This is a genomic window from Mesorhizobium sp. WSM4308 (genome assembly GCF_002294905.1).
Lineage (GTDB): Bacteria > Pseudomonadota > Alphaproteobacteria > Rhizobiales > Rhizobiaceae > Mesorhizobium.
On the sequence record NZ_NSFW01000018.1, the window covers coordinates 25,812 to 44,384 of the forward strand.

General features: G+C 63.5%; 17 protein-coding genes and 1 riboswitch. Of the genes, 11 read left to right on the top strand and 6 right to left on the bottom strand.

Annotated features, from left to right (window positions below; translation table 11 throughout):
* Positions 1-187: 187 nt before the first annotated feature.
* On the bottom strand, positions 188-763 hold the full coding sequence (locus tag CK227_RS28155; RefSeq protein ID WP_095772770.1) for a GNAT family N-acetyltransferase: 576 nt from the start codon (positions 761-763) through the stop codon (positions 188-190).
* A 66-nt stretch (positions 764-829) separates the two neighbouring features.
* Here CK227_RS28155 and CK227_RS28160 point away from each other — a divergent pair, with 66 nt between their 5' ends.
* Positions 830-2,158, top strand: a complete 1,329-nt coding sequence (locus CK227_RS28160; RefSeq protein ID WP_095772771.1) for a DNA polymerase IV — start codon at positions 830-832, stop codon at positions 2,156-2,158.
* A gap of 42 nt (positions 2,159-2,200) precedes the next feature.
* On the opposite strand, the gene CK227_RS28165 is transcribed toward CK227_RS28160, so the two are convergent.
* Entirely contained in the window at positions 2,201-2,707 is a 507-nt protein-coding gene (locus CK227_RS28165) for a hypothetical protein (protein ID WP_095772772.1), read from the bottom strand.
* A gap of 189 nt (positions 2,708-2,896) precedes the next feature.
* Here CK227_RS28165 and CK227_RS28170 point away from each other — a divergent pair, with 189 nt between their 5' ends.
* On the top strand, positions 2,897-3,778 hold the full coding sequence (locus CK227_RS28170; protein ID WP_095772773.1) for a DMT family transporter: 882 nt from the start codon (positions 2,897-2,899) through the stop codon (positions 3,776-3,778).
* An 11-nt stretch (positions 3,779-3,789) separates the two neighbouring features.
* On the opposite strand, the gene CK227_RS28175 is transcribed toward CK227_RS28170, so the two are convergent.
* The 3 genes from CK227_RS28175 to CK227_RS28185 all read right to left on the bottom strand — a co-directional run bounded on the left by CK227_RS28175 (position 3,790) and on the right by CK227_RS28185 (position 10,274).
* Positions 3,790-4,593 carry an ion channel gene (locus tag CK227_RS28175; protein WP_095772774.1) on the bottom strand — a complete coding sequence of 268 codons (804 nt, stop codon included), beginning with the start codon at positions 4,591-4,593 and terminating at the stop codon, positions 3,790-3,792.
* Between the two features lie 52 nt (positions 4,594-4,645).
* A complete protein-coding gene (gene dnaE / locus CK227_RS28180) occupies positions 4,646-8,155 on the bottom strand; it encodes a DNA polymerase III subunit alpha (RefSeq protein ID WP_095772775.1) in 3,510 nt (1,169 codons plus the stop codon).
* A 106-nt stretch (positions 8,156-8,261) separates the two neighbouring features.
* The gene (locus tag CK227_RS28185; RefSeq protein ID WP_095772776.1) at positions 8,262-10,274 is read right to left on the bottom strand and encodes an acetyl/propionyl/methylcrotonyl-CoA carboxylase subunit alpha; all 2,013 of its coding nucleotides are present in this window, start codon (positions 10,272-10,274) and stop codon (positions 8,262-8,264) included.
* 200 nt (positions 10,275-10,474) lie between these two features.
* On the opposite strand from CK227_RS28185, the gene CK227_RS28190 reads away from it, so the two are divergent.
* From CK227_RS28190 to CK227_RS28220, 7 genes are all read left to right on the top strand, one after another.
* Positions 10,475-11,602, top strand: coding sequence for an S-(hydroxymethyl)glutathione dehydrogenase/class III alcohol dehydrogenase (locus CK227_RS28190; RefSeq protein ID WP_095772777.1), 1,128 nt, complete (start codon positions 10,475-10,477; stop codon positions 11,600-11,602).
* A gap of 67 nt (positions 11,603-11,669) precedes the next feature.
* Positions 11,670-12,239: an S-(hydroxymethyl)glutathione synthase gene (gfa, locus tag CK227_RS28195; protein WP_095772778.1), complete on the top strand. Its 570-nt coding sequence runs from the start codon at positions 11,670-11,672 to the stop codon at positions 12,237-12,239.
* A 63-nt stretch (positions 12,240-12,302) separates the two neighbouring features.
* Positions 12,303-12,770 (top strand): YaiI/YqxD family protein, encoded by a 468-nt coding sequence (locus tag CK227_RS28200; protein WP_095772779.1) that lies wholly within the window; start codon positions 12,303-12,305, stop codon positions 12,768-12,770.
* A gap of 26 nt (positions 12,771-12,796) precedes the next feature.
* Positions 12,797-13,474: a DUF1345 domain-containing protein gene (locus CK227_RS28205; protein ID WP_095772780.1), complete on the top strand. Its 678-nt coding sequence runs from the start codon at positions 12,797-12,799 to the stop codon at positions 13,472-13,474.
* A 97-nt stretch (positions 13,475-13,571) separates the two neighbouring features.
* Positions 13,572-14,453, top strand: a complete 882-nt coding sequence (locus CK227_RS28210) for a cytochrome b/b6 domain-containing protein (RefSeq protein ID WP_095772781.1) — start codon at positions 13,572-13,574, stop codon at positions 14,451-14,453.
* 1 nt (position 14,454) lies between these two features.
* A complete protein-coding gene (locus CK227_RS28215; RefSeq protein ID WP_095772782.1) occupies positions 14,455-15,246 on the top strand; it encodes a molybdopterin-binding protein in 792 nt (263 codons plus the stop codon).
* Positions 15,246-15,683 carry a GNAT family N-acetyltransferase gene (locus CK227_RS28220; RefSeq protein WP_095772783.1) on the top strand — a complete coding sequence of 146 codons (438 nt, stop codon included), beginning with the start codon at positions 15,246-15,248 and terminating at the stop codon, positions 15,681-15,683. Before CK227_RS28215 ends, CK227_RS28220 begins: the two co-directional genes overlap by 1 nt.
* Here the strand turns inward: CK227_RS28220 and CK227_RS28225 are convergent.
* A complete protein-coding gene (locus CK227_RS28225; protein WP_095772784.1) occupies positions 15,680-16,681 on the bottom strand; it encodes a hypothetical protein in 1,002 nt (333 codons plus the stop codon). The two genes, CK227_RS28220 and CK227_RS28225, sit on opposite strands and share 4 nt — an antisense overlap.
* Positions 16,682-16,854: 173 nt before the next feature.
* A riboswitch (glycine riboswitch) is annotated at positions 16,855-16,941 on the top strand.
* A gap of 149 nt (positions 16,942-17,090) precedes the next feature.
* Here CK227_RS28225 and gcvT point away from each other — a divergent pair.
* Entirely contained in the window at positions 17,091-18,191 is a 1,101-nt protein-coding gene (gene gcvT, locus CK227_RS28230; RefSeq protein WP_095772785.1) for a glycine cleavage system aminomethyltransferase GcvT, read from the top strand.
* A gap of 5 nt (positions 18,192-18,196) precedes the next feature.
* A complete protein-coding gene (gene gcvH / locus CK227_RS28235) occupies positions 18,197-18,565 on the top strand; it encodes a glycine cleavage system protein GcvH (RefSeq protein ID WP_095773081.1) in 369 nt (122 codons plus the stop codon).
* The last annotated feature ends 8 nt before the right edge of the window (positions 18,566-18,573 follow it).

Consider the following 18,573-nt stretch of genomic DNA (forward strand, 5'->3'; position numbering starts at 1 on the left):
GCTGTGAAGCTATACCCTCAGGGGCTCTGTTTCGCGCCTGCATCGCCGTCACCGTCTTGGCTGCCGTCGCCATGAAAGCGAAAGGCAGGGCACGTTTCACAAAAATTCTCCGTTTCTTTCATGCGGGTATGAAGTTACCGCCACAACTGCAAGATGAAATCAACAACGCCCGCCGACAAAAACGAGATCAAAGCACCAGCCGCATCAGCGGCCGGCCCGCCTTGCGTTCCACCAGCCTCTCGAACCCGGCTTTCTCGAACACCCCCGACGAGCCGACGAACAGGCCGATCGAGCGCGAATCGCGCGACAGGTCGATCGGGCAGGCCTCGACAAGCCGTGCGCCGTTGCCGCGGGCGAAATCGATGCCGCCTTCGACGAGGCGGTGCGTGATGCCCCGGCCCCGCGCCTTGGCGCGGACGAAGAAGCAGGAGATCGCCCAGACGGCCGGATCGGAAGCGTCGGCGGGATCGATCGGCGCCGAGCCCCTGCCCTTGTTGTTCCATTCAGGCACGTCGGCGCGCGGCCCGATCTGCATCCAGCCGACCGCCTTGCCGTCCTCGAAGGCCAGCAGGCCGGGGGGCGGGCCGGCCTCGATGCGCGCCTTGATATGGTCCTTGTTGCGTTCGCGGCTGCTCTCGCGCCTCGCCGCCGGCGCCAGCCGGAAATGCGTGCACCAGCAGCCGTAGCAGGCGCCCTGCTTGCCGAAAAGGTCCTCGAAATCAGGCCACAGCTCGGGCGCCAGCGGTACTACGGTCGTGCTCATATGGTTCTCCCCAGGCCAAGCTTGTCGCTAGCCCTGCACTGTCGTACCATTGCCTCTGTTCTCTTTATGTTCGCAGTGATGGCGGCCCCTGTCAACAATCCCGATCACGGTTTTTGCCGTGACTGCCTGACGTTTCAGCGCGGTGAATCGCGCCGCTGCCAGCGCTGCGGCAGCCCTCGCCTTGCCCGTCATCGCGAGCTTTACCGGCTGCATCTGGCCCATATCGATTGCGACGCCTTCTACGCGGCGATCGAAAAGCGCGACAACCCGGCGCTCAAGGACAAGCCGCTGATCATCGGCGGCGGCAAGCGCGGGGTCGTCTCCACCGCTTGCTACATCGCCCGCATCCGGGGCGTGCGCTCCGCCATGCCGATGTTCAAGGCGCTCGAGGCCTGCCCCGAGGCGGTCGTGATCCCGCCCAACATGGAAAAGTACGTACGTGTCGGCCGCGAGGTGCGCGCCATGATGCAGGCGCTGACGCCGCTGGTCGAGCCGCTGTCGATCGACGAGGCGTTTCTCGACCTCGCCGGCACCGAACGGCTGCACGGCCTGCCGCCGGCCGTGGTTCTGGCGCGCTTCGCGCTGGCCGTCGAGAAAGAGATCGGCATCACCGTTTCCGCGGGCCTCTCCTACTGCAAGTTCCTCGCCAAGATCGCGTCGGACTTCCGCAAGCCGCGCGGCTTTTCGGTCATCGGCGAGGCCGAGGCGGTCGGCTTCCTGGCGACGCAGCCGGTGACCATGATCTGGGGCGTCGGCAAGGCGTTCAACGCCACGCTGGAACGCGACGGCATCCGCACCATCGGCCAGCTTCAGACGATGGAGCGTGGCGACCTGATGCGCCGCTACGGCGTGATGGGCGACCGGCTCTACCGGCTTTCGCGTGGCGAGGACGTTCGCCGCGTCGACCCCGACCAGGACGCCAAGAGCGTGTCGGCAGAAACCACCTTCGACACCGACATCGCGTCGCTGGACGAGTTGGTCGCAGTGCTGAGAGGGCTCTCGGAAAAGGTCTCGGCGCGGCTGAAAAAGTCAGGCATTGCCGGACGCACCGTGGTGCTGAAGCTGAAGACCCAGGATTTCAAACTGCGCACGCGCAACCGCCAGCTCGGCGACCCGACGCGGCTCGCGGACCGTATCTTCCAGACCGGGGTGGAGCTTCTTCGCAGGGAAACGGACGGCACGAAATTTCGATTGCTCGGCATCGGCGTCAGCGACCTCTCCGACGACGACAAGGCCGACCCGCCGGATCTGGTCGACGTCAAGTCGCGCAAACGCGCCATGGCCGAAGGCGCGATCGATGCGCTGCGCGACAAATTCGGCCGCAAGGCGGTGGAGACCGGCTATACGTTCGGCAGGGGTCGCGATGCCCATCCGCCAGAGCCGCTGGAAGACTGATCCTGGATACCGGATGTGTCGAGGTTCAGTCGGATCCTGCCGTCAGACGCGCGTCAGATCGATCCGGCTCATCACCACGTTCTTGCCGGTTTTGGGATCGGTATCGGTGACCGTCAGACGGATGCCGTTCTCGCCTCGCTTCTCGACCGTCATCCGCGCCTTGCGATCGCCATTGACCTCCTGGGCCCAGCGAATGCCAAGATTGATCGCGTCGCCCGAACGGCTGCCGTTCAGCTGTGCAGGCCCGGTGCGCGACCCGACATAGACGCCGCTATATTTCGCACCCGTCACCTTCAACTTGGCACTGATGGCCCGCGTCACCAAAACGAGACCGCGGCAATTGCCATCCAGCGAGAGCGAGGTCGAGGTCGCGTTCGACTTGAAGCTGCAGGAAACACTGACGTTCGGCACATCGGTGGTCAACTGGACAGTGCCCTTGCCGGCAAAACTGCCCTTGAACGACTGGAGAAACTTGGTCTCGTCGGCATGTGCCGTGCCTGCCGCGACCAGGAGACAGCCGGCAAGCGCAAATTGCGCGAATGGTCTCATCGAAATTCTCCCTGTCGACGCTGAAAGACGTCCTGCGAAGCTCGGCTGAATACCGGGACTCAACGCCCACTGCCCTATCGGGTTCCGCTCGCGACATGACCGTTTTGCACATCACGCCACTGCAACTGGCCCAGAAGAATGGAGTGACTAGCAATTGCGGTAAAAGCCCCAGCCTGCGAGATAGCTGCCATGGCACCCACCCCCTCGATCCCCAAGGCCGCGTTCTGGATGGCGCTGTCGATCAGCTCTTTCCTGGCTATGTCGGTCGCCGGCCGCGCCACGACGGCCGAACTCAATGTCTTCCAGGTGCTGGAACTGCGCTCGGTGATCGGCTTCTTCATCCTCTTGCCGCTGGTGCTGGCGAGCGGCGGCTTCGCGGCAATGCGCACGCAGCGTCCCCTCGCCCATCTCGCCCGCAACGTCGTCCACTATAGCGGCCAGGCGGCATGGCTCTACGCCTTGACGCTGATCCCGCTGGCTGTGCTGATCTCGATCGAATTCACCACGCCGATCTGGACGGCGATCCTGGCGGTGACTTTTCTCGGCGAAAGGCTGAGCCGGCCGAAACTGGCGGCAGTCGTGCTCGGCCTGATCGGCGTGGTGGTCATCGTCCGTCCAGGCGTCGACGCGGTCGATCCCGGACATCTGGTCGTGCTGGGCGCCGCGGTCTGTTTCGGCATATCGCTGGTGCTGGTGAAATCGCTGACGCGCACCGACAGCGTCGTGCGCATCATTTTCTGGATGCTGATCATCCAGTCGGCGCTCGGCCTCATCCCCGCGCTCTACGTGTGGCGCACCCCATCGCTTGAACTCTGGCCCTGGATCCTGCTGATCGCCTTCACCGGCATGTCGTCACATTTCTGCATGGCCCGCGCGCTTACCTATGCCGATGCGACCGTCATTTCGCCGATGGATTTCCTGCGGGTGCCCTTGTCGGCGCTGGTCGGCTGGCTGCTCTATCACGAGCAGATCGACGCTTTCACCGCTGGTGGCGCGCTGCTGATCCTGATGGGCAATCTGCTCAATCTGCAGCGCAAACCGGTACAGCCGGCTGAAGTGGCGGCATCGTAGCGTTCGGCCCGTCAGCCGCCTTCGTTCGGTATGTTGAGGACTTGCCCGCAGGCCTTGCAGTGCACGGCATCCGGTTCATGCCGCTGCAGCCCGCATTGCGGACAGGGAAAGAACACCTTGGCCGGCCGGAACATCGCCTGCGCCAGCCTGACAAACAGCGATATGCCGATGATCATGGTGACGATCGCCGTCAGCTTGCCGGCCATTCCCGGCAGCACGATGTCGCCTAAGCCGGTCGTCGTCACCGTGGCGACGGTGAAATAAAGCGCGTCGATGTAGTTTTCCAGGCCGGCTCCATTACGGAAGAAGAAGGTGTAGACGAAGCCGGTGATGACGAACAGAAACGTCAGGAGGTTGATGACCGCATGGCTTGCCTCGCGCCAGGGCCTGAGCCCACGCATCTCGAAATGCCGCCAGATCGAACCGCTGCGCGACAGCGACCACAGCCGCAGGATCCGCAGAAAACCGAGATTGGCGAGCGCCGTCGGCATCAGCAGCGTCAACAGGATGAAGACATCCACCCAGGAAGTCGGCTGCTTCATCAGGCGCAGCATGTCGTTTGAGGCCAGCAGCCGGGCGATCAGATCGGCGCCGACGAGCGCGGCCACCGCATAATCCAGCCATAGGAACGAGGCCGATTGCTGGATGACGGGTGTCGCGATGAAGAAGGCGACAATGGCGAGATCGATGACGATTGCCGCAACGTGAAACCGGAAGGCGGCGGGCGGGCGCCCATGATAGAGCCTGCGCAGCGTGTCGCGCAGCCGCGCCATGGCGGAACGATCCTGTGATGCTCGCTTGTCCGCGGCCTTCATGCCGATCGCGATGACATGGGCGGCATGTGCCGACGCCTGCCAAGGGCGGGGGTCACACCAACTCCACTTCGACCACACCGGGCACGGCGCGCATTGCCGAGGCAATCTGCGGCGAAACGCGGTAGCCGCCCTGCAAGGCGATCTCGACCTCGCCCTGGGCCTCTTCCTTGATCACGATGATGCTCACCTGGCTTTCACCGCGCTGGGTGAGCTGGGATTGGATTATCGAGGCGGGTCCATCGTTCCTGACGAATATGCGCAGCGCCTTCTGAATGCGGCTTGCCTCCTCCTCCAGCGATTGCACGGAGTTGATGCGCAAATTGACGCCCTCGGGCCGGTCCTCGGCCGCGACGGTGATCACGACGGAGCGGCCAGCTTCGAGCAGGTCACGGTACTGCGCCAACGCTTCGGAAAACAGCACGGCCTCGTACTGGCCGGAAGTATCGGAAAAGGCCACGACGCCCATCTTGTTGCCGGTGCGCGTCTTGCGCTCCTGTTTGCTGGTCACCGTGCCTGCCAGGCGGCCGGCGGAAGCGCCGCGTTTGACGGCGGCCGAGAACTCCGCCCAGTTCTGCACCCGCATCTTCTGCAAAGCCGCCTTGTATTCGTCGAGCGGATGGGCCGAGAGATAGAAGCCGACGACCTGGAATTCGCGGTGCAGCCGGTCGGCCGCGAGCCATGGGTCCGTCGCCGGCAGGTTCAGCGCCTGCGACTGTGCGCCGAGCGAGGCGCCGAAAATATCGGCCTGGCCGGAAACGGCGTTCTGCTGGGCAAGTGACGCCAATCCCATCATCCGTTCGACCCCAGCCATCATCTGGGCGCGGTCATGGCCGAAGCAGTCGAGCGCGCCGGCCATGATCAGGCTTTCGAAGACGCGCTTGCCGACGATCTTGGGATCGACCCGCTCGCAGAAATCGGCGAGATTCTTGAACGGCTTTTCGCCGCGCACGGCAACGATGTGCTCGACCGCCGCGTCGCCGACGCCCTTGAGCGCCGCCATCGAGTAATAGATGCGGTTCTCGCCGACCTCGAAAGGCCGGAAACTCGTCATCACCGACGGCGCCAGAACCTCGATGCCGAGGCGCAGTGCGTCCTGGCGGAAGTCGGCAAGCTTGTCGGTATTGCCCATGTCGAGCGTCATCGATGCGGCAAGGAACTCAACCGGATAATGCGCCTTGAGATAGGCGGTCTGGTACGAGACCACGGCGTAGGCGGCGGCGTGCGACTTGTTGAAACCGTAGTCGGCGAACTTGGCCAGCAGGTCGAAAATAAAGTCGGCTTGCGGCTTGCTGACACCGCGCTCGACCGCACCCGAGACAAAGCGCTCGCGCTGCTTGTCCATCTCGGCGCGGATCTTCTTGCCCATGGCGCGCCGCAGAAGATCGGCCTCCCCGAGCGAATAGCCGGACAGCTCCTGCGCGATCTGCATCACCTGTTCCTGGTAGACGATGACGCCTTGCGTCTCCTTCACCAGATGGTCGATCTTCGGATGGATCGAGGCCATCTCCTCCTCGCCATGCTTTCTGGCATTGTAGGTCGGGATGTTCTCCATCGGGCCAGGCCGGTAGAGGGCAACGAGCGCGATGATGTCCTCGATGCAGTCGGGCCGCATGCCGATCAGCGCCTTGCGCATGCCGGCACTTTCCACCTGGAACACGCCGACCACCTCGCCGCGCGACAGCATGGCGTAGGTCTCGGGGTCGTCGAGCGGGATCGTCGCCAGATCGATGTCGATGCCGCGCCGGCGGATCAGCTTCACCGCCGTCTCCAGCACGGTCAGCGTCTTCAGGCCGAGGAAGTCGAACTTCACCAACCCGGCCTGCTCGACATATTTCATGTTGAACTGGGTGACCGGCATGTCCGAGCGCGGATCGCGGTACATCGGCACCAGTTCCGACAAAGGCCGGTCGCCGATGACGATGCCGGCGGCGTGTGTGGAAGCGTGGCGGTAAAGGCCTTCCAGCTTCTGCGCCATGTCGAGCAGCGTCTGGACGATCGGCTCCTTCTCGGCCTCTTCGGCAAAGCGCGGCTCGTTGGCGATGGCATCCGCGAGCTTGACCGGATTGGCCGGGTTCTGCGGCACCATCTTGGACAGCTTGTCGACCTGGCCATAAGGCATCTGCAGCACACGGCCGACGTCGCGCAGCACGGCGCGCGCCTGCAGCGTACCGAAAGTGATGATCTGGCCGACCTGGTCGCGGCCGTATTTCTGCTGGACGTAGCGGATCACCTCTTCGCGGCGATCCTGGCAGAAGTCGATGTCGAAGTCGGGCATCGACACGCGGTCGGGATTGAGGAAGCGCTCGAATAGCAGGGAGAAGCGCAGCGGATCGATATCGGTGATGGTCGTCGAATAGGCGACCAGCGATCCGGCGCCCGAACCACGGCCCGGTCCGACTGGAATGCCTTGCGCCTTGGCCCATTTGATGAAGTCGGCAACGATCAGGAAGTAGCCCGGAAATTTCATCTTCTCGATGATGCCGAGCTCGAACTCGAGCCGTTCGCGATATTGCTCGACCGTGTAGCCCGGCGTCGGCCCGTGCAGCGCAAGCCGCGCGTCGAGCCCCTCGCGCGCCTGGCGCGCCAGCTCCGCGGCCTCGGCCTTTTCGGCCGCGTCCTTATCGGACCCATCGCCGCCGGTGAAGCGCGGCAGGATCGGGCTGCGGGTTTTTGGATAGTAGGAACAGCGCTGCGCGATCTCGACCGTGTTGTCGATCGCTTCCGGCAGGTCGGCGAACAATTGCGCCATTTCGGCCTGGCTGCGCAGGAAATTGTCCGGCGACAGCCGGCGGCGGGTGTCGACGGCGACGACGGAGCCTTCGGCAATGGCAATCAGCGCGTCATGCGCTTCATAATCGTCGCGCGACGAGAAGAAGGCTTCGTTGGTGGCGACAAGCGGTAGTTCGTGCGCGTAGGCGAGATCGATCGTCTGATGTTCGATGACCCGGTCGTAGCCCGCGACCCGGTCCAATTCGACATAGAGCCGGTCGCCGAACATCGCCTTGAGCGTCAAAAGCCGCGCCTCGGCCAGATCGCGGCGATCCTCCTTCAAGGCGTTGCCGATCGGGCCGCGCGGCCCACCGCTGAGGCAGATCAGCCCATCGGCCTTTCCCTCCAGCATCTCAGTCGTCAGATGCACCGCTTCGCCGGGCGGCGTTTCCAGGTAGACGCGGCTGACCAGCCTGACCAGGTTGGAATAGCCGGCTTCGGTCGCGGCGAGCAGAACGACCGGCCGCATCTCCGGGCCTTGACGTCGGCGGTCGCGCTGGCCATCGCTGTTCTCACCGGAAAAGGCGAGCGCGATCTGGCAGCCGATGATCGGCTGGATGCCGTCCTTCACCGCCTTCTGCGCGAATTCGAGCGCGCCGAACAGATTGTTGGTGTCGGTGACGGCGATCGCCGGCGCCTCGTCCTTCACGGCATGGCCGACGATCTTGCCGAGCTGGAGCGCGCCCTCGAGCAGCGAATAGGCCGAATGCACGCGCAGATGCACGAACGGCCGCGCGGCCGCAATGGCGGCTTCGCGCTTCAAGGGATCGCGTGGAAGTCTGTCATCCGCCATGGTTTCTCGCGTACTCGAAGGCTCTGAGTCGATGGAGATGTATTGTCCGGGACCGGGCGATACCAGTCCAGCACAAACGACCGCCAATCACAGGCTTGCCGCTTGTTCAGGCGAACTCCATGATCACTGCGTCCACAGCGAGACTGTCGCCGGGCTTGGCGTTGAGTTTCGACACGATGAGATCGCGCTCGGCGCGCAGCACGTTTTCCATCTTCATCGCCTCGACTACGGCCAAGGTCTCGCCGGCCTTGACCTCCTGGCCCTCGGTGACAGCGATCGACACGACGAGGCCGGGCATAGGGCAGAGCAGCAGTTTCGACGTGTCCGGCGCCACCTTCTCCGGCATCAGCCGTTCCAGCTCGGCGATGCGCGGCAGCATGGCGCGCGCGGTCACCGACATGCCTTTCCAGGCGATGCGAAGACCGTTGGCGACAGGCCGGATCTGGGCGACAACGGAGCGCTTGCCGACCGTGCCGCGCCAGATCAGGTCGCCCGGCCGCCAGTCGGATGAAACGGTCAGCGCCTTGCCGCCGTCGATCGACAGGTCGATCTCCATCGGAATGGAGATCATGCCTTCGAGGATGGACGCCTGGAGATATTCGCCGCCGAGCTTCACCACCCAATCGCGCTTGAGTACGCCCGAATGCGGCGCCAGCCGCCCACCCAGCCGGTCGAGCCGGTCGCGTCGCAGCAGTTCCACCGCGGTCACGATGGAGGCCAGCACCGCCTTTTCTTCGCTGTTCGGCACGATGGGCGCAAAACCGTCGGGATATTCCTCTGCTATGAAGCCGGTCGATATCGCCCCTTCCCGCCAGCGCGGATGCTGCATCAGCGCCGCCAGGAACGGAATGTTGTGCTCGATGCCGTCCACCACAAAACTGTCGAGCGCTTCCGACATGGCGTCGATCGCTTCGATGCGCGTCGGCGCCCAGGTGCACAATTTGGCGAGCATCGGGTCATAGAACATCGAAATCTCGGAGCCTTCGGTGACGCCGGTGTCGTTGCGGATGACGACATCGCCGAATTGCCCTTCCTCCGGCGGCCGGTAGCGCGTCAGCCGGCCGATCGACGGCAGGAAATTGCGATAGGGATCCTCTGCATAGAGCCGGCTTTCCACCGCCCAGCCATTCAGCTTGATGTCGCTTTGCTTCAAAGCGAGCTTCTCGCCGGCGGCGACCCGGATCATCTGCTCGACCAGATCGATGCCGGTGACGAGCTCCGTCACGGGGTGCTCGACTTGCAATCGTGTATTCATTTCAAGGAAATAGAAGTTCTTGTCCTTGTCGACGATGAACTCGACCGTGCCGGCGCTCTGATAGTCGACGGCCCTGGCCAGCGCCACCGACTGCTCGCCCATGGCCTTGCGCGTCTTGGCGTCGAGGAATGGCGACGGCGCCTCTTCCGCGACCTTCTGGTTGCGGCGCTGGATCGAGCATTCGCGCTCGCCGAGATAGAGCGCATTGCCATGCGCGTCGGCCAGCACCTGGATCTCGATATGGCGCGGATCGACGACGAATTTTTCGATGAACACGCGGTCGTCGCCGAACGAGCTCTTGGCCTCCGAGCGCGCCCGGTCGAAGCCGTCGCGCACTTCCGACTGGTTCCAGGCAATGCGCATGCCCTTGCCGCCGCCGCCGGCCGAGGCCTTGATCATCACGGGATAACCGATCTCGCCGGCGATCTTCTCGGCATGGTCGGCATTCTCGATGACGCCGAGCCAGCCCGGGACCGTCGAAACCTTGGCGGCATTGGCGAATTTCTTCGATTCGATCTTGTCGCCCATCGCCTTGATCGCCTTGGGCTTCGGGCCGATGAAGACGATGCCTTCCTTCTCCAGCGCTTCGCAGAAGGCGGCCCGTTCAGACAGGAAGCCATAGCCGGGATGCACGGCCTGAGCCCCGGTTTCCTTGCAGGCGGCGATGATCTTTTCAGGGACAAGATAACTTTGCGCGGCGGGCGAAGGCCCGATATGCACCGCCTCGTCGGCCATCTCGACATGCACGGCATCGCGATCGGCATCGGAATAGACCGCGACCGTGGCAATCCCCATCATGCGCGCCGTCTTGATGACGCGACAGGCGATCTCGCCACGGTTGGCGATCAGGATTTTCGTGAACATGCTGAGGTCGTTCCCCTCCGGTCGGTCGTTCCTTTTATGACCTGTGCTTGCGGGGTCAAGCCGACCATGCAAATCACTGCCTTTCAATCGATTTGCGATTCCAATTCATCGCTGTGGCCCAGTCTCGGCGCCAGCTTCCAGTTGATCGTGTCGAAAAAACCTGAAACCTTGGAAAAAAATTCGCATTTGGAGGACGCCCTATGAAAACCCGCGCCGCTGTTGCCGTCGCCGCCGGAAAGCCGCTGGAGATCATGGAGGTCGACCTCGACGGTCCGCGCGAAGGCGAGGTGCTGGTCGAGATCAAGGCGACCGGCATCTGCCACACCGACGAGTTCACTTTGTCGGGCGCCGATCCCGAAGGCCTGTTCCCGGCCATTCTCGGCCATGAGGGCGCTGGCGTGGTGGTCGATGTCGGCAAGGGCGTCACCTCGGTCAAGAAGGGCGACCATGTCATCCCGCTCTATACGCCCGAATGCCGGCAGTGCCCGTCCTGCCTGTCGAGAAAGACCAATCTATGCACTGCCATCCGCGCCACGCAGGGCCAGGGCCTGATGCCCGACGGCTCGTCGCGCTTTTCGATCGGCAAGGACACGATTTTCCACTATATGGGCTGCTCGACCTTCTCGAATTTCACCGTGCTGCCCGAGATCGCGCTGGCCAAGGTCAATCCCGACGCCCCTTTCGACAAGATCTGCTACATCGGCTGCGGGGTGACCACCGGCATCGGTGCGGTCATCAACACCGCCAAGGTCGAGCAAGGCGCCACCGCCGTGGTCTTCGGCCTCGGCGGCATTGGCCTCAACGTCATCCAGGGCCTGACGCTTGCCGGCGCCGACATGATCATCGGCGTCGACCTCAACAACGACAAGAAGGAATGGGGCGAGCGGTTCGGCATGACGCATTTCGTCAATCCGAAGGAGATCGACGGCGACATCGTCCCGCACCTCGTCAACATGACCAAGCGCGGCGCCGACCAGATCGGCGGCGCCGACTACACGTTCGACTGCACCGGCAACACCAAGGTGATGCGCCAGGCGCTGGAAGCCTCGCATCGCGGCTGGGGCAAGTCGGTCATCATCGGCGTCGCCGGCGCCGGCCAGGAAATCTCGACGCGGCCGTTCCAGTTGGTTACCGGCCGCACCTGGATGGGCACCGCCTTCGGCGGCGCGCGCGGCCGCACCGACGTGCCGCGCATCGTCGACTGGTACATGGACGGCAAGATACAGATCGATCCTATGATCACCCATTTGCTGAAGCTGGAAGACATCAACAAGGGGTTCGACCTCATGCATGAGGGCAAGTCGATCCGCAGCGTCGTCGTTTACTGAAGCAAGCCACACGCCGCCGACCGACCGGCCTGCGACCTCTGTGGTTCACAACTGGGAGGAGAAAAGAATGGCGGAGAAACTGCATCCGAAAATCGACAATGGCCTGCCCAAGGAGAGCGCGAGTTTTGCCGGCGGCACGCTGGTCTGCGCTTGTACCAGCAAGCCGGTCAAGGTGAAGGTCAAGGGCCAGATCGCCCACAACCACGCCTGCGGCTGCACCAAATGCTGGAAGCCGGAAGGCGCTATATTCTCGGTGGTTGCCGTCGCCGGCACGGGCGACGTCACCGTCAGCGAGAACGGCGACAAGCTGAAAGTGGTCGACCCCTCGGCGCTGATCCAGCGCCACGCCTGCACCGGCTGCGGCGTCCACATGCACGGCCCGGTCGAGCGCGACCATCCGTTCAAGGGCCTGACCTTCATCCACCCCGAGCGCTTCGTCGAGGACGGCTGGTCGCCGCCGGGTTTCACCGCCTTCGTCTCGTCGATCATCGAATCCGGCGTCGATCCAAAGCGGATGGATGGTATTCGCGCGCAGCTAAGGACAATCGGGCTCGAACCATATGACTGTCTCAACCCCGGCCTGATGGACTATATCGCCACCTGGACGGCAAAGAAGTCTGGCGCCTTGCCGGCCTGAACGCTGCAAGATTTCAGGCAGGGGCCGGACACGCTTCCGGCCCCTGTCCGTCTCGGAGAAACAATGTCCGCACCCGCCATCTACGTCGACGCCGATGCCTGCCCGGTCAAGGCCGAGGTCGAGAAAGTCGCCGAGCGCCTCGGCGTCGTCGTCACCTACGTCTCCAATGGCGGCTTGCGGCCCTCTCGCGATCCGATGATCCGCAATGTCGTGGTCTCCAAGGGCGCGGACGCCGCCGACGACTGGATCGTCGAGAACGCCAGATCCAACGATGTCGTGGTGACGGCAGACATTCCGCTTGCCGCCCGCGCGGTGGCGCTAGGCGCCCATGTGCTCGGGCCTACCGGGCGGCCGTTTACGCCCGAAACCATCGGCATGGCGGTGGCCATGCGCGACCTCAAGCAGCATCTGCGCGAGACCGGCGAGAGCAAGGGTTACAACGCCTCCTTCGCGCCACAGGACCGCTCGCGGTTCCTCGGCGAACTCGACCGCATCTTGCGGCGCGCGCTGAAATCCGCCACACCCGGCTAGAAACCGAGCGCGAGGGTGGAGACGTCATGGCCACCGAAACCCCGATCCAGGGACCCATGCAGCGCCATATGCTGTTCGCAATGTCGGCGTGTTTCGGCGCGCTCGCGCTCCTTGTGGCGTTGCTGCTGCACGCCCCGCTCGCCTACTCGATCGGCGCCAATGCCTTTTTCGCCGCCTACGTCATTCTTGTCGTCAGCCAGATGCCCAAATTCACCGGCAAATATCTGAGCAAGAATGCGCGCGCCACCGACCAGCCGGTGCTGGTCATCTTCGCAGTGACGCTCGTCGTCGTTGTCGTCGCCGTTGTCTCGTTGTTCCTGCTTATCAATCAGAAGAACAGAGGCAATTCCGTCGAGCTTGGTTTCGCGCTGCTGTCGATCCCGCTTGGCTGGTTCACCATCCATGCCATGGCCGCACTTCATTATGCGCATGTCTACTGGATGGACGGCGATGCGGTGGAGGCCGAAACCAATAAGAAAATCCCGGTCGGCGGATTGCTGTTCCCAGGCGACAAACGGCCGGAAGGCTGGGATTTCCTCTATTTCTCGGCGGTCATCGGCATGACCGCGCAAACCGCCGACACCAACATATCGACCACGCATATGCGCTGTGTCGTGCTTGTTCACTCGATCCTGTCGTTTTTCTTCAACACCGTCATCGTCGCCGCGGCCGTCAATCTCGCCGTCAGCCTGGGTGCTCCGTAATAAATCCGTGATCGGGTGAAACATCGGTTTGGATCGCGACGTATCAGGAGGACAATGAACGCGCAGGCCACGCCGCGAGGCCGGGAGACGAGACAAGATGGAATCCGTTGCCAGAAGCCAATCCGCCACCGGACCGGACGCTCCCGTGTCGAGTGACAGCACGCTGATCTACCGGCAGTCGCGCTGGACGCGGCTGACGCACTGGATCTGGGCCATTTCGCTGTTCTTCATGCTGCTTTCCGGCCTGCAGATCTTCAACGCCCGGCCGCAGCTCTATATCGGCAAGCAATCCGGCTTCGGCTACAACAACACCATCTTCGAAATCGGTGCCGAAAACACGAGCGCCGGGCCGCGCGGCTACACCGCAATCTTCGGGCATCGCTTCGACACGACAGGCGTGCTCGGCTGGTCGGGTCCGCCGGGCAACGAGACGGCGCGCGGCTTCCCGTCCTGGGCGACCATTCCATCCTATTATGACCTCGGCACCGCCCGCGTCGTGCATTTCTTCTTCGCCTGGATCCTGACGACCACCTTGATCGTCTGGCTGGTCGCCAGCCTGGTCAACGGCCATATCAGGCGCGACCTCGCCCCGCGCCTCGACGACCTCAAGCGCCTGCCGCGGGACATAGTCGACCACGCCAAGCTGAAATTCCATCACACGCGCGAATACAACACGCTGCAGAAGATGGCTTATGGCGGCGTGCTGTTCGTGCTGTTGCCGCTGATGATCATCACCGGCCTTGCCATGTCGCCCAGCATGAATTCGGTGCTGCCCTTCCTCAACGAGGTGCTCGGCGGCCGGCAGACGGCGCGCACCATCCATTTCACCGTCATGCTGCTGCTGGTCGGTTTCTTCATCATCCACATTCTGATGATCCTGGCCGCCGGCCCGATCAACGAACTGCGCTCGATCATCACCGGCTGGTACCGCACCGACCCTCCCGCGCATGACGACGAGACGACCGAGAGGAGTGCCTGACATGGCCAAGTTTGAGATCAGCCGCCGGAAATTCCTGACCGCCGCCAGCCTTGGCGGCTCCGGCATCATGCTGTCGGGCTGCGACGCCTTCGACGGCCAGTTGAGCATTGGCGGCGGCCTGCGCAGTTTCCTCGAAAACGCCAATGGCCTGACGTATCGCGCGCAACGCCTGCTTGCCGGCCGTGACGCGCTGGCACCGGAATTCACCGAGGCCGATATCCGCCAGGCGCAGCGGCCGAACGGCGTTACCGCCCCCGACGATGACACCTACAAGGGTCTGCTCGCCAACAACTTCGCCGACTGGCGATTGGAGGTGTCGGGTCTAGTCGAGAAGCCGCTGTCGCTCAGCCGCGAGCAACTCCAGAACATGCCGAGCCGCACCCAGATCACCCGCCACGACTGCGTCGAGGGCTGGAGTTGCATCGCCAAATGGACCGGCACGCCGTTGTCGCTGGTGCTCGACCAGGCGGTGGTCAAGCCGCAGGCGCGCTACGTCATGTTCCATTGCCTCGACACGATCGACCGCAGCCTGTCCGGCGACATCAAATATTACGGCACAATCGACCTGATCGACGCCCGCCATCCGCAGACGATCCTCGCCTATGGCCTGAATGGCAAACCGCTCCCGGTCGAGAACGGCGCGCCGCTGCGCGTCCGCGTCGAGCGCCAGCTCGGCTACAAGATGCCGAAATACCTCTACAAAATCGAGCTGGTCGACGGCTTTGCCAATGTCGGCGGCGGCCGCGGCGGCTATTGGGAAGACAATGGCTACGATTGGTATGGCGGGATTTGATGACCATCCGCATACAGGCCGAGCACGATCTGTCGCCGATCGAGTTGAGCTTGCTTGAGGAACGCCTTCACGAGGACAACCGGCGCGCGACGGGCTGCGCCGATGACCGGACACTGGCTTTCGTTATTCGTGACGGTGCAGGACATGCCATCGGCGTTGCCGCCGGCTACTCTTGGGCGAACACGTCCGAGCTGACATTGATGTGGATTGACGAGGCCTATCGCGGTCGCGGCTATGCAACGCAGTTGCTCAGCGCTTTTGTGGCTGAGGCAACCGTTCGAGGAGTCAGGAGAATTTGGGTCTCCAGCCACGACTTCCAGGCGCCGGGCCTCTACGAGAAGGCTGGCTTCCGGCGCATCGCCGAACTGGCGCAATGGCCCGAAGGCCACTCCAACATCATCCTTTGTAAAACGACAGCAGCGGACGGTGCACTTTAGGCAACCTTCTCAAGCAGCGGCCTCAGCGCCGGATGGATCTCCGGCGAGGCATGCTTGATCAAGGTCAGCAGCGCGCGCTCGTTTTCGTACAGGGGCCTGTCCACGCCGATGTGCTCGATCAGCCATTTGGCTTCGCCGGCATCGATCGTCTCGGCGCGGCGGGCCAGGGCCTCGGCCGCCCTGTTCTTGGCCTCCCACTCGGCCTCGATGTCATCGGGGGACCGATAGGCCTCGATGATGCCGGCGAGGCCGCCGGACACCATGCGGCTGAAGAAGCCGCCGATTTCAGGATCGGCGCGTTCGAGGAAGCTTTCCTGCCGCAGCGCCACATCGCGGGTCGGCGCCTCATAGCCGGCCGAACACATGACGAAATTGGCGATCGCCTTGACGAAAAGGTCGTTCCACGAAGGATCGTTCTTGGCCTGGGCGGTCTGCTCGTTGATCCTGAACAGCAGCTCGGCCTCGCCGCGGGTGATGGCGATGTTGCCGTCGCCGCCATGGGCATGCAGGATGCGGCGCAGCAATTCGACTTCCGCCTTGGCGATCAGTCCGGGCACCAGCGCGCCGCCCAGCATCAGCGGCCCCTTGCCGTCGATGACGGCATGGGCGACCTGCTCCAGCGCATAGACGCAAAGCCTGCTCGGCGTGGATCTCGCCTTTTCCAGCACATGGACCAGCAATTCGAGTTCGGTGCGGCTGTCGACCATGCCGTCGCGCGAGATGGTGCGGACCAGCCAGTCGGCATTGTCCTGCGAGATATAGCCGGACGGCTTTTCCTGATGAACGATGTAGTCGGTCACCGCCTCGACGAAGAACGGTGCCCATTCCGCGCATTTGTCCTGGGCCGTCTGGTCGAGAGCAAACAGCGCCTCGGCCTCGCCACGGGTCACCACGCCATCGGCGAACACGTCGCGGCGCAGCATCACCACATCCTCCGGGGCAATGCGATTCTTCGAGGTCAGCCCCGCCACCGGCGCGCTCATGATCAATTCGCCCATTGTCGTCCCCGTCCGCCCCAAAGCGTTACATCGGCCTGCTATATCAGGAGTGTCTTGAAAAACCGGCAAACGGCGTGGTTAGCGAAGACTTGTCGGTAACATGTCGCTGGGAGGTGACAAGGTGTCGCCGACGGGCTATGGATGGCGCGTCGAGGGCTCGGGATTCTGAGTCCTACCTGTTTGCGGGAGAGAGCAGCGAGAGCTGCCGCCGAAGGGGAAATCGCCCGAAATCTCTCAGGCAAAAGAACCGTAGACGGGAAAGACACTCTGGAAAGTCGGGGCTTGCCCCCGCGCCGAAGGTGTAAGCGCCGCTGACAGAGTTCCGGTTGCGCGAGTCTCTCAGGCTTCAGACAGAGGGGCACGGACTGGTCGCCATTCGCGGCCGATTGCGTGCGACTCTGGAGACGACATGACGGGCGACGACTCAAAACACCTTCCCCTCGAAGATATCCACACAGCCGCCGGTGCGCGCTTCGGCGCCTTTGCCGGCTGGTCGATGCCGCTGACCTATCCGGCCGGCGTCATGAAGGAGCACCTGCACACCCGCGAGCATGCCGGTCTCTTCGATATCTCGCACATGAAACTGTTCGAGGTCAGCGGGCCACAAGCGGTTGCACTACTCAACCGCGCTTGCCCCCTGGATGCCGGCGCGCTCGAAATCTCGCAGTCGAAACTGTCCTTCTTCCTCAATGAGGCCGGCGGCATCCTTGACGACCTGATCGTCACCCGGCTCGGCGATACCAGATTCATGGTGGTCGCCAATGCCGGCAACGCCGTCGCCGACGAAAAGCATCTGCGTGAGCTCGCCACGAATTTCGATGTGAAGGTCGAGCCGCTCGACCGCGTCTTCCTGGCCATCCAGGGACCCGAGGCCTGGGCAGTGCTGTCGCGCGCCGGCATCGAGACCGGTTCGCTGCTGTTCATGCACGGGGTCGAGCCGCGGAAAGACTGGTTCATGAGCCGGTCTGGCTATACCGGCGAGGACGGTTTCGAGATCGGGCTGCCGGAGGCCGACGCGCGGGATCTCGTAGCCAAACTGCTTGGCGATGAGCGCGTGCTGTGGATCGGCCTTGCCGCCCGCGACAGCCTGCGGCTTGAGGCCGGGCTTTGCCTGCATGGCCAGGACATCACGCCCGAGACCGACCCGGCCGCGGCGGCGCTGATGTGGGCGATCCCCAGGGATATCCGCGCTTCCGGCGCCTTTATCGGCGCCGACGCCTTGCGTGCCGCCGTCGAACGCGGCTCGGCACAAAAGCGCGTCGGGCTGAAGCCGGAAGGCCGCCAGCCGGTGCGCGCCGGTGCCGCTCTGTTCGACGCCGATGGCAATCCCGCCGGCCATGTCACATCGGGCGGCTTCGGCCCCTCGTCCGGCCATCCGGTCGCCATAGGCTATGTCGCCACGGCGCTGGCAAAGCCCGGCACGCGCGTGTTCGCCGAGGTACGCGGCACGAAGATCCCCGTCGATATCAGTTCCCTGCCCTTCACCCCTCATCGCTACCGCAAAGGATGAATTTTATGGCAACGACCTATTTCACATCGGATCACGAATGGCTCCGCGTCGACGGCGGTATCGCCACCGTCGGCATCACCGACTACGCGCAGGAGCAGCTCGGCGACCTCGTATTCGTAGAACTGCCGGAAACGGGCAAGAAGCTGACCAAGGGCGACACCGCCGTCGTGGTCGAATCCGTCAAGGCGGCCTCCGACGTCTACGCACCGGTCGACGGAGAGATCACCGAGGCCAACGGCACGCTGTCTTCCGACCCGTCGCTGGTCAACTCGGCGGCAACCGGCGCCGGCTGGCTGTGGAAGATGAAGCTTGCCGACGAAAGTCAGCTCGCCGGCCTCATGGATGAGGCCGCCTACAAAGCCCATATCGCTTGAAATCAGGA

Excerpts from the sequence above, each read along its gene's own strand:
- CK227_RS28200 (WP_095772779.1), top strand. The coding sequence starts at position 12,303 with ATGTCCGCACCCGCCATCTACGTCGACGCCGATGCCTGCCCGGTCAAG.
- CK227_RS28165 (WP_095772772.1), bottom strand. The coding sequence starts at position 2,707 with ATGAGACCATTCGCGCAATTTGCGCTTGCCGGCTGTCTCCTGGTCGCG.
- CK227_RS28190 (WP_095772777.1), top strand. The coding sequence starts at position 10,475 with ATGAAAACCCGCGCCGCTGTTGCCGTCGCCGCCGGAAAGCCGCTGGAG.
- CK227_RS28205 (WP_095772780.1), top strand. The coding sequence starts at position 12,797 with ATGGCCACCGAAACCCCGATCCAGGGACCCATGCAGCGCCATATGCTG.
- CK227_RS28175 (WP_095772774.1), bottom strand. The coding sequence starts at position 4,593 with ATGAAGGCCGCGGACAAGCGAGCATCACAGGATCGTTCCGCCATGGCG.
- gcvH (WP_095773081.1), top strand. The coding sequence starts at position 18,197 with ATGGCAACGACCTATTTCACATCGGATCACGAATGGCTCCGCGTCGAC.
- CK227_RS28155 (WP_095772770.1), bottom strand. The coding sequence starts at position 763 with ATGAGCACGACCGTAGTACCGCTGGCGCCCGAGCTGTGGCCTGATTTC.
- CK227_RS28185 (WP_095772776.1), bottom strand. The coding sequence starts at position 10,274 with ATGTTCACGAAAATCCTGATCGCCAACCGTGGCGAGATCGCCTGTCGC.
- dnaE (WP_095772775.1), bottom strand. The coding sequence starts at position 8,155 with ATGGCGGATGACAGACTTCCACGCGATCCCTTGAAGCGCGAAGCCGCC.
- CK227_RS28225 (WP_095772784.1), bottom strand. The coding sequence starts at position 16,681 with ATGGGCGAATTGATCATGAGCGCGCCGGTGGCGGGGCTGACCTCGAAG.
- CK227_RS28215 (WP_095772782.1), top strand. The coding sequence starts at position 14,455 with ATGGCCAAGTTTGAGATCAGCCGCCGGAAATTCCTGACCGCCGCCAGC.
- CK227_RS28160 (WP_095772771.1), top strand. The coding sequence starts at position 830 with ATGTTCGCAGTGATGGCGGCCCCTGTCAACAATCCCGATCACGGTTTT.
- CK227_RS28170 (WP_095772773.1), top strand. The coding sequence starts at position 2,897 with ATGGCACCCACCCCCTCGATCCCCAAGGCCGCGTTCTGGATGGCGCTG.
- CK227_RS28220 (WP_095772783.1), top strand. The coding sequence starts at position 15,246 with ATGACCATCCGCATACAGGCCGAGCACGATCTGTCGCCGATCGAGTTG.
- gcvT (WP_095772785.1), top strand. The coding sequence starts at position 17,091 with ATGACGGGCGACGACTCAAAACACCTTCCCCTCGAAGATATCCACACA.
- CK227_RS28210 (WP_095772781.1), top strand. The coding sequence starts at position 13,572 with ATGGAATCCGTTGCCAGAAGCCAATCCGCCACCGGACCGGACGCTCCC.
- gfa (WP_095772778.1), top strand. The coding sequence starts at position 11,670 with ATGGCGGAGAAACTGCATCCGAAAATCGACAATGGCCTGCCCAAGGAG.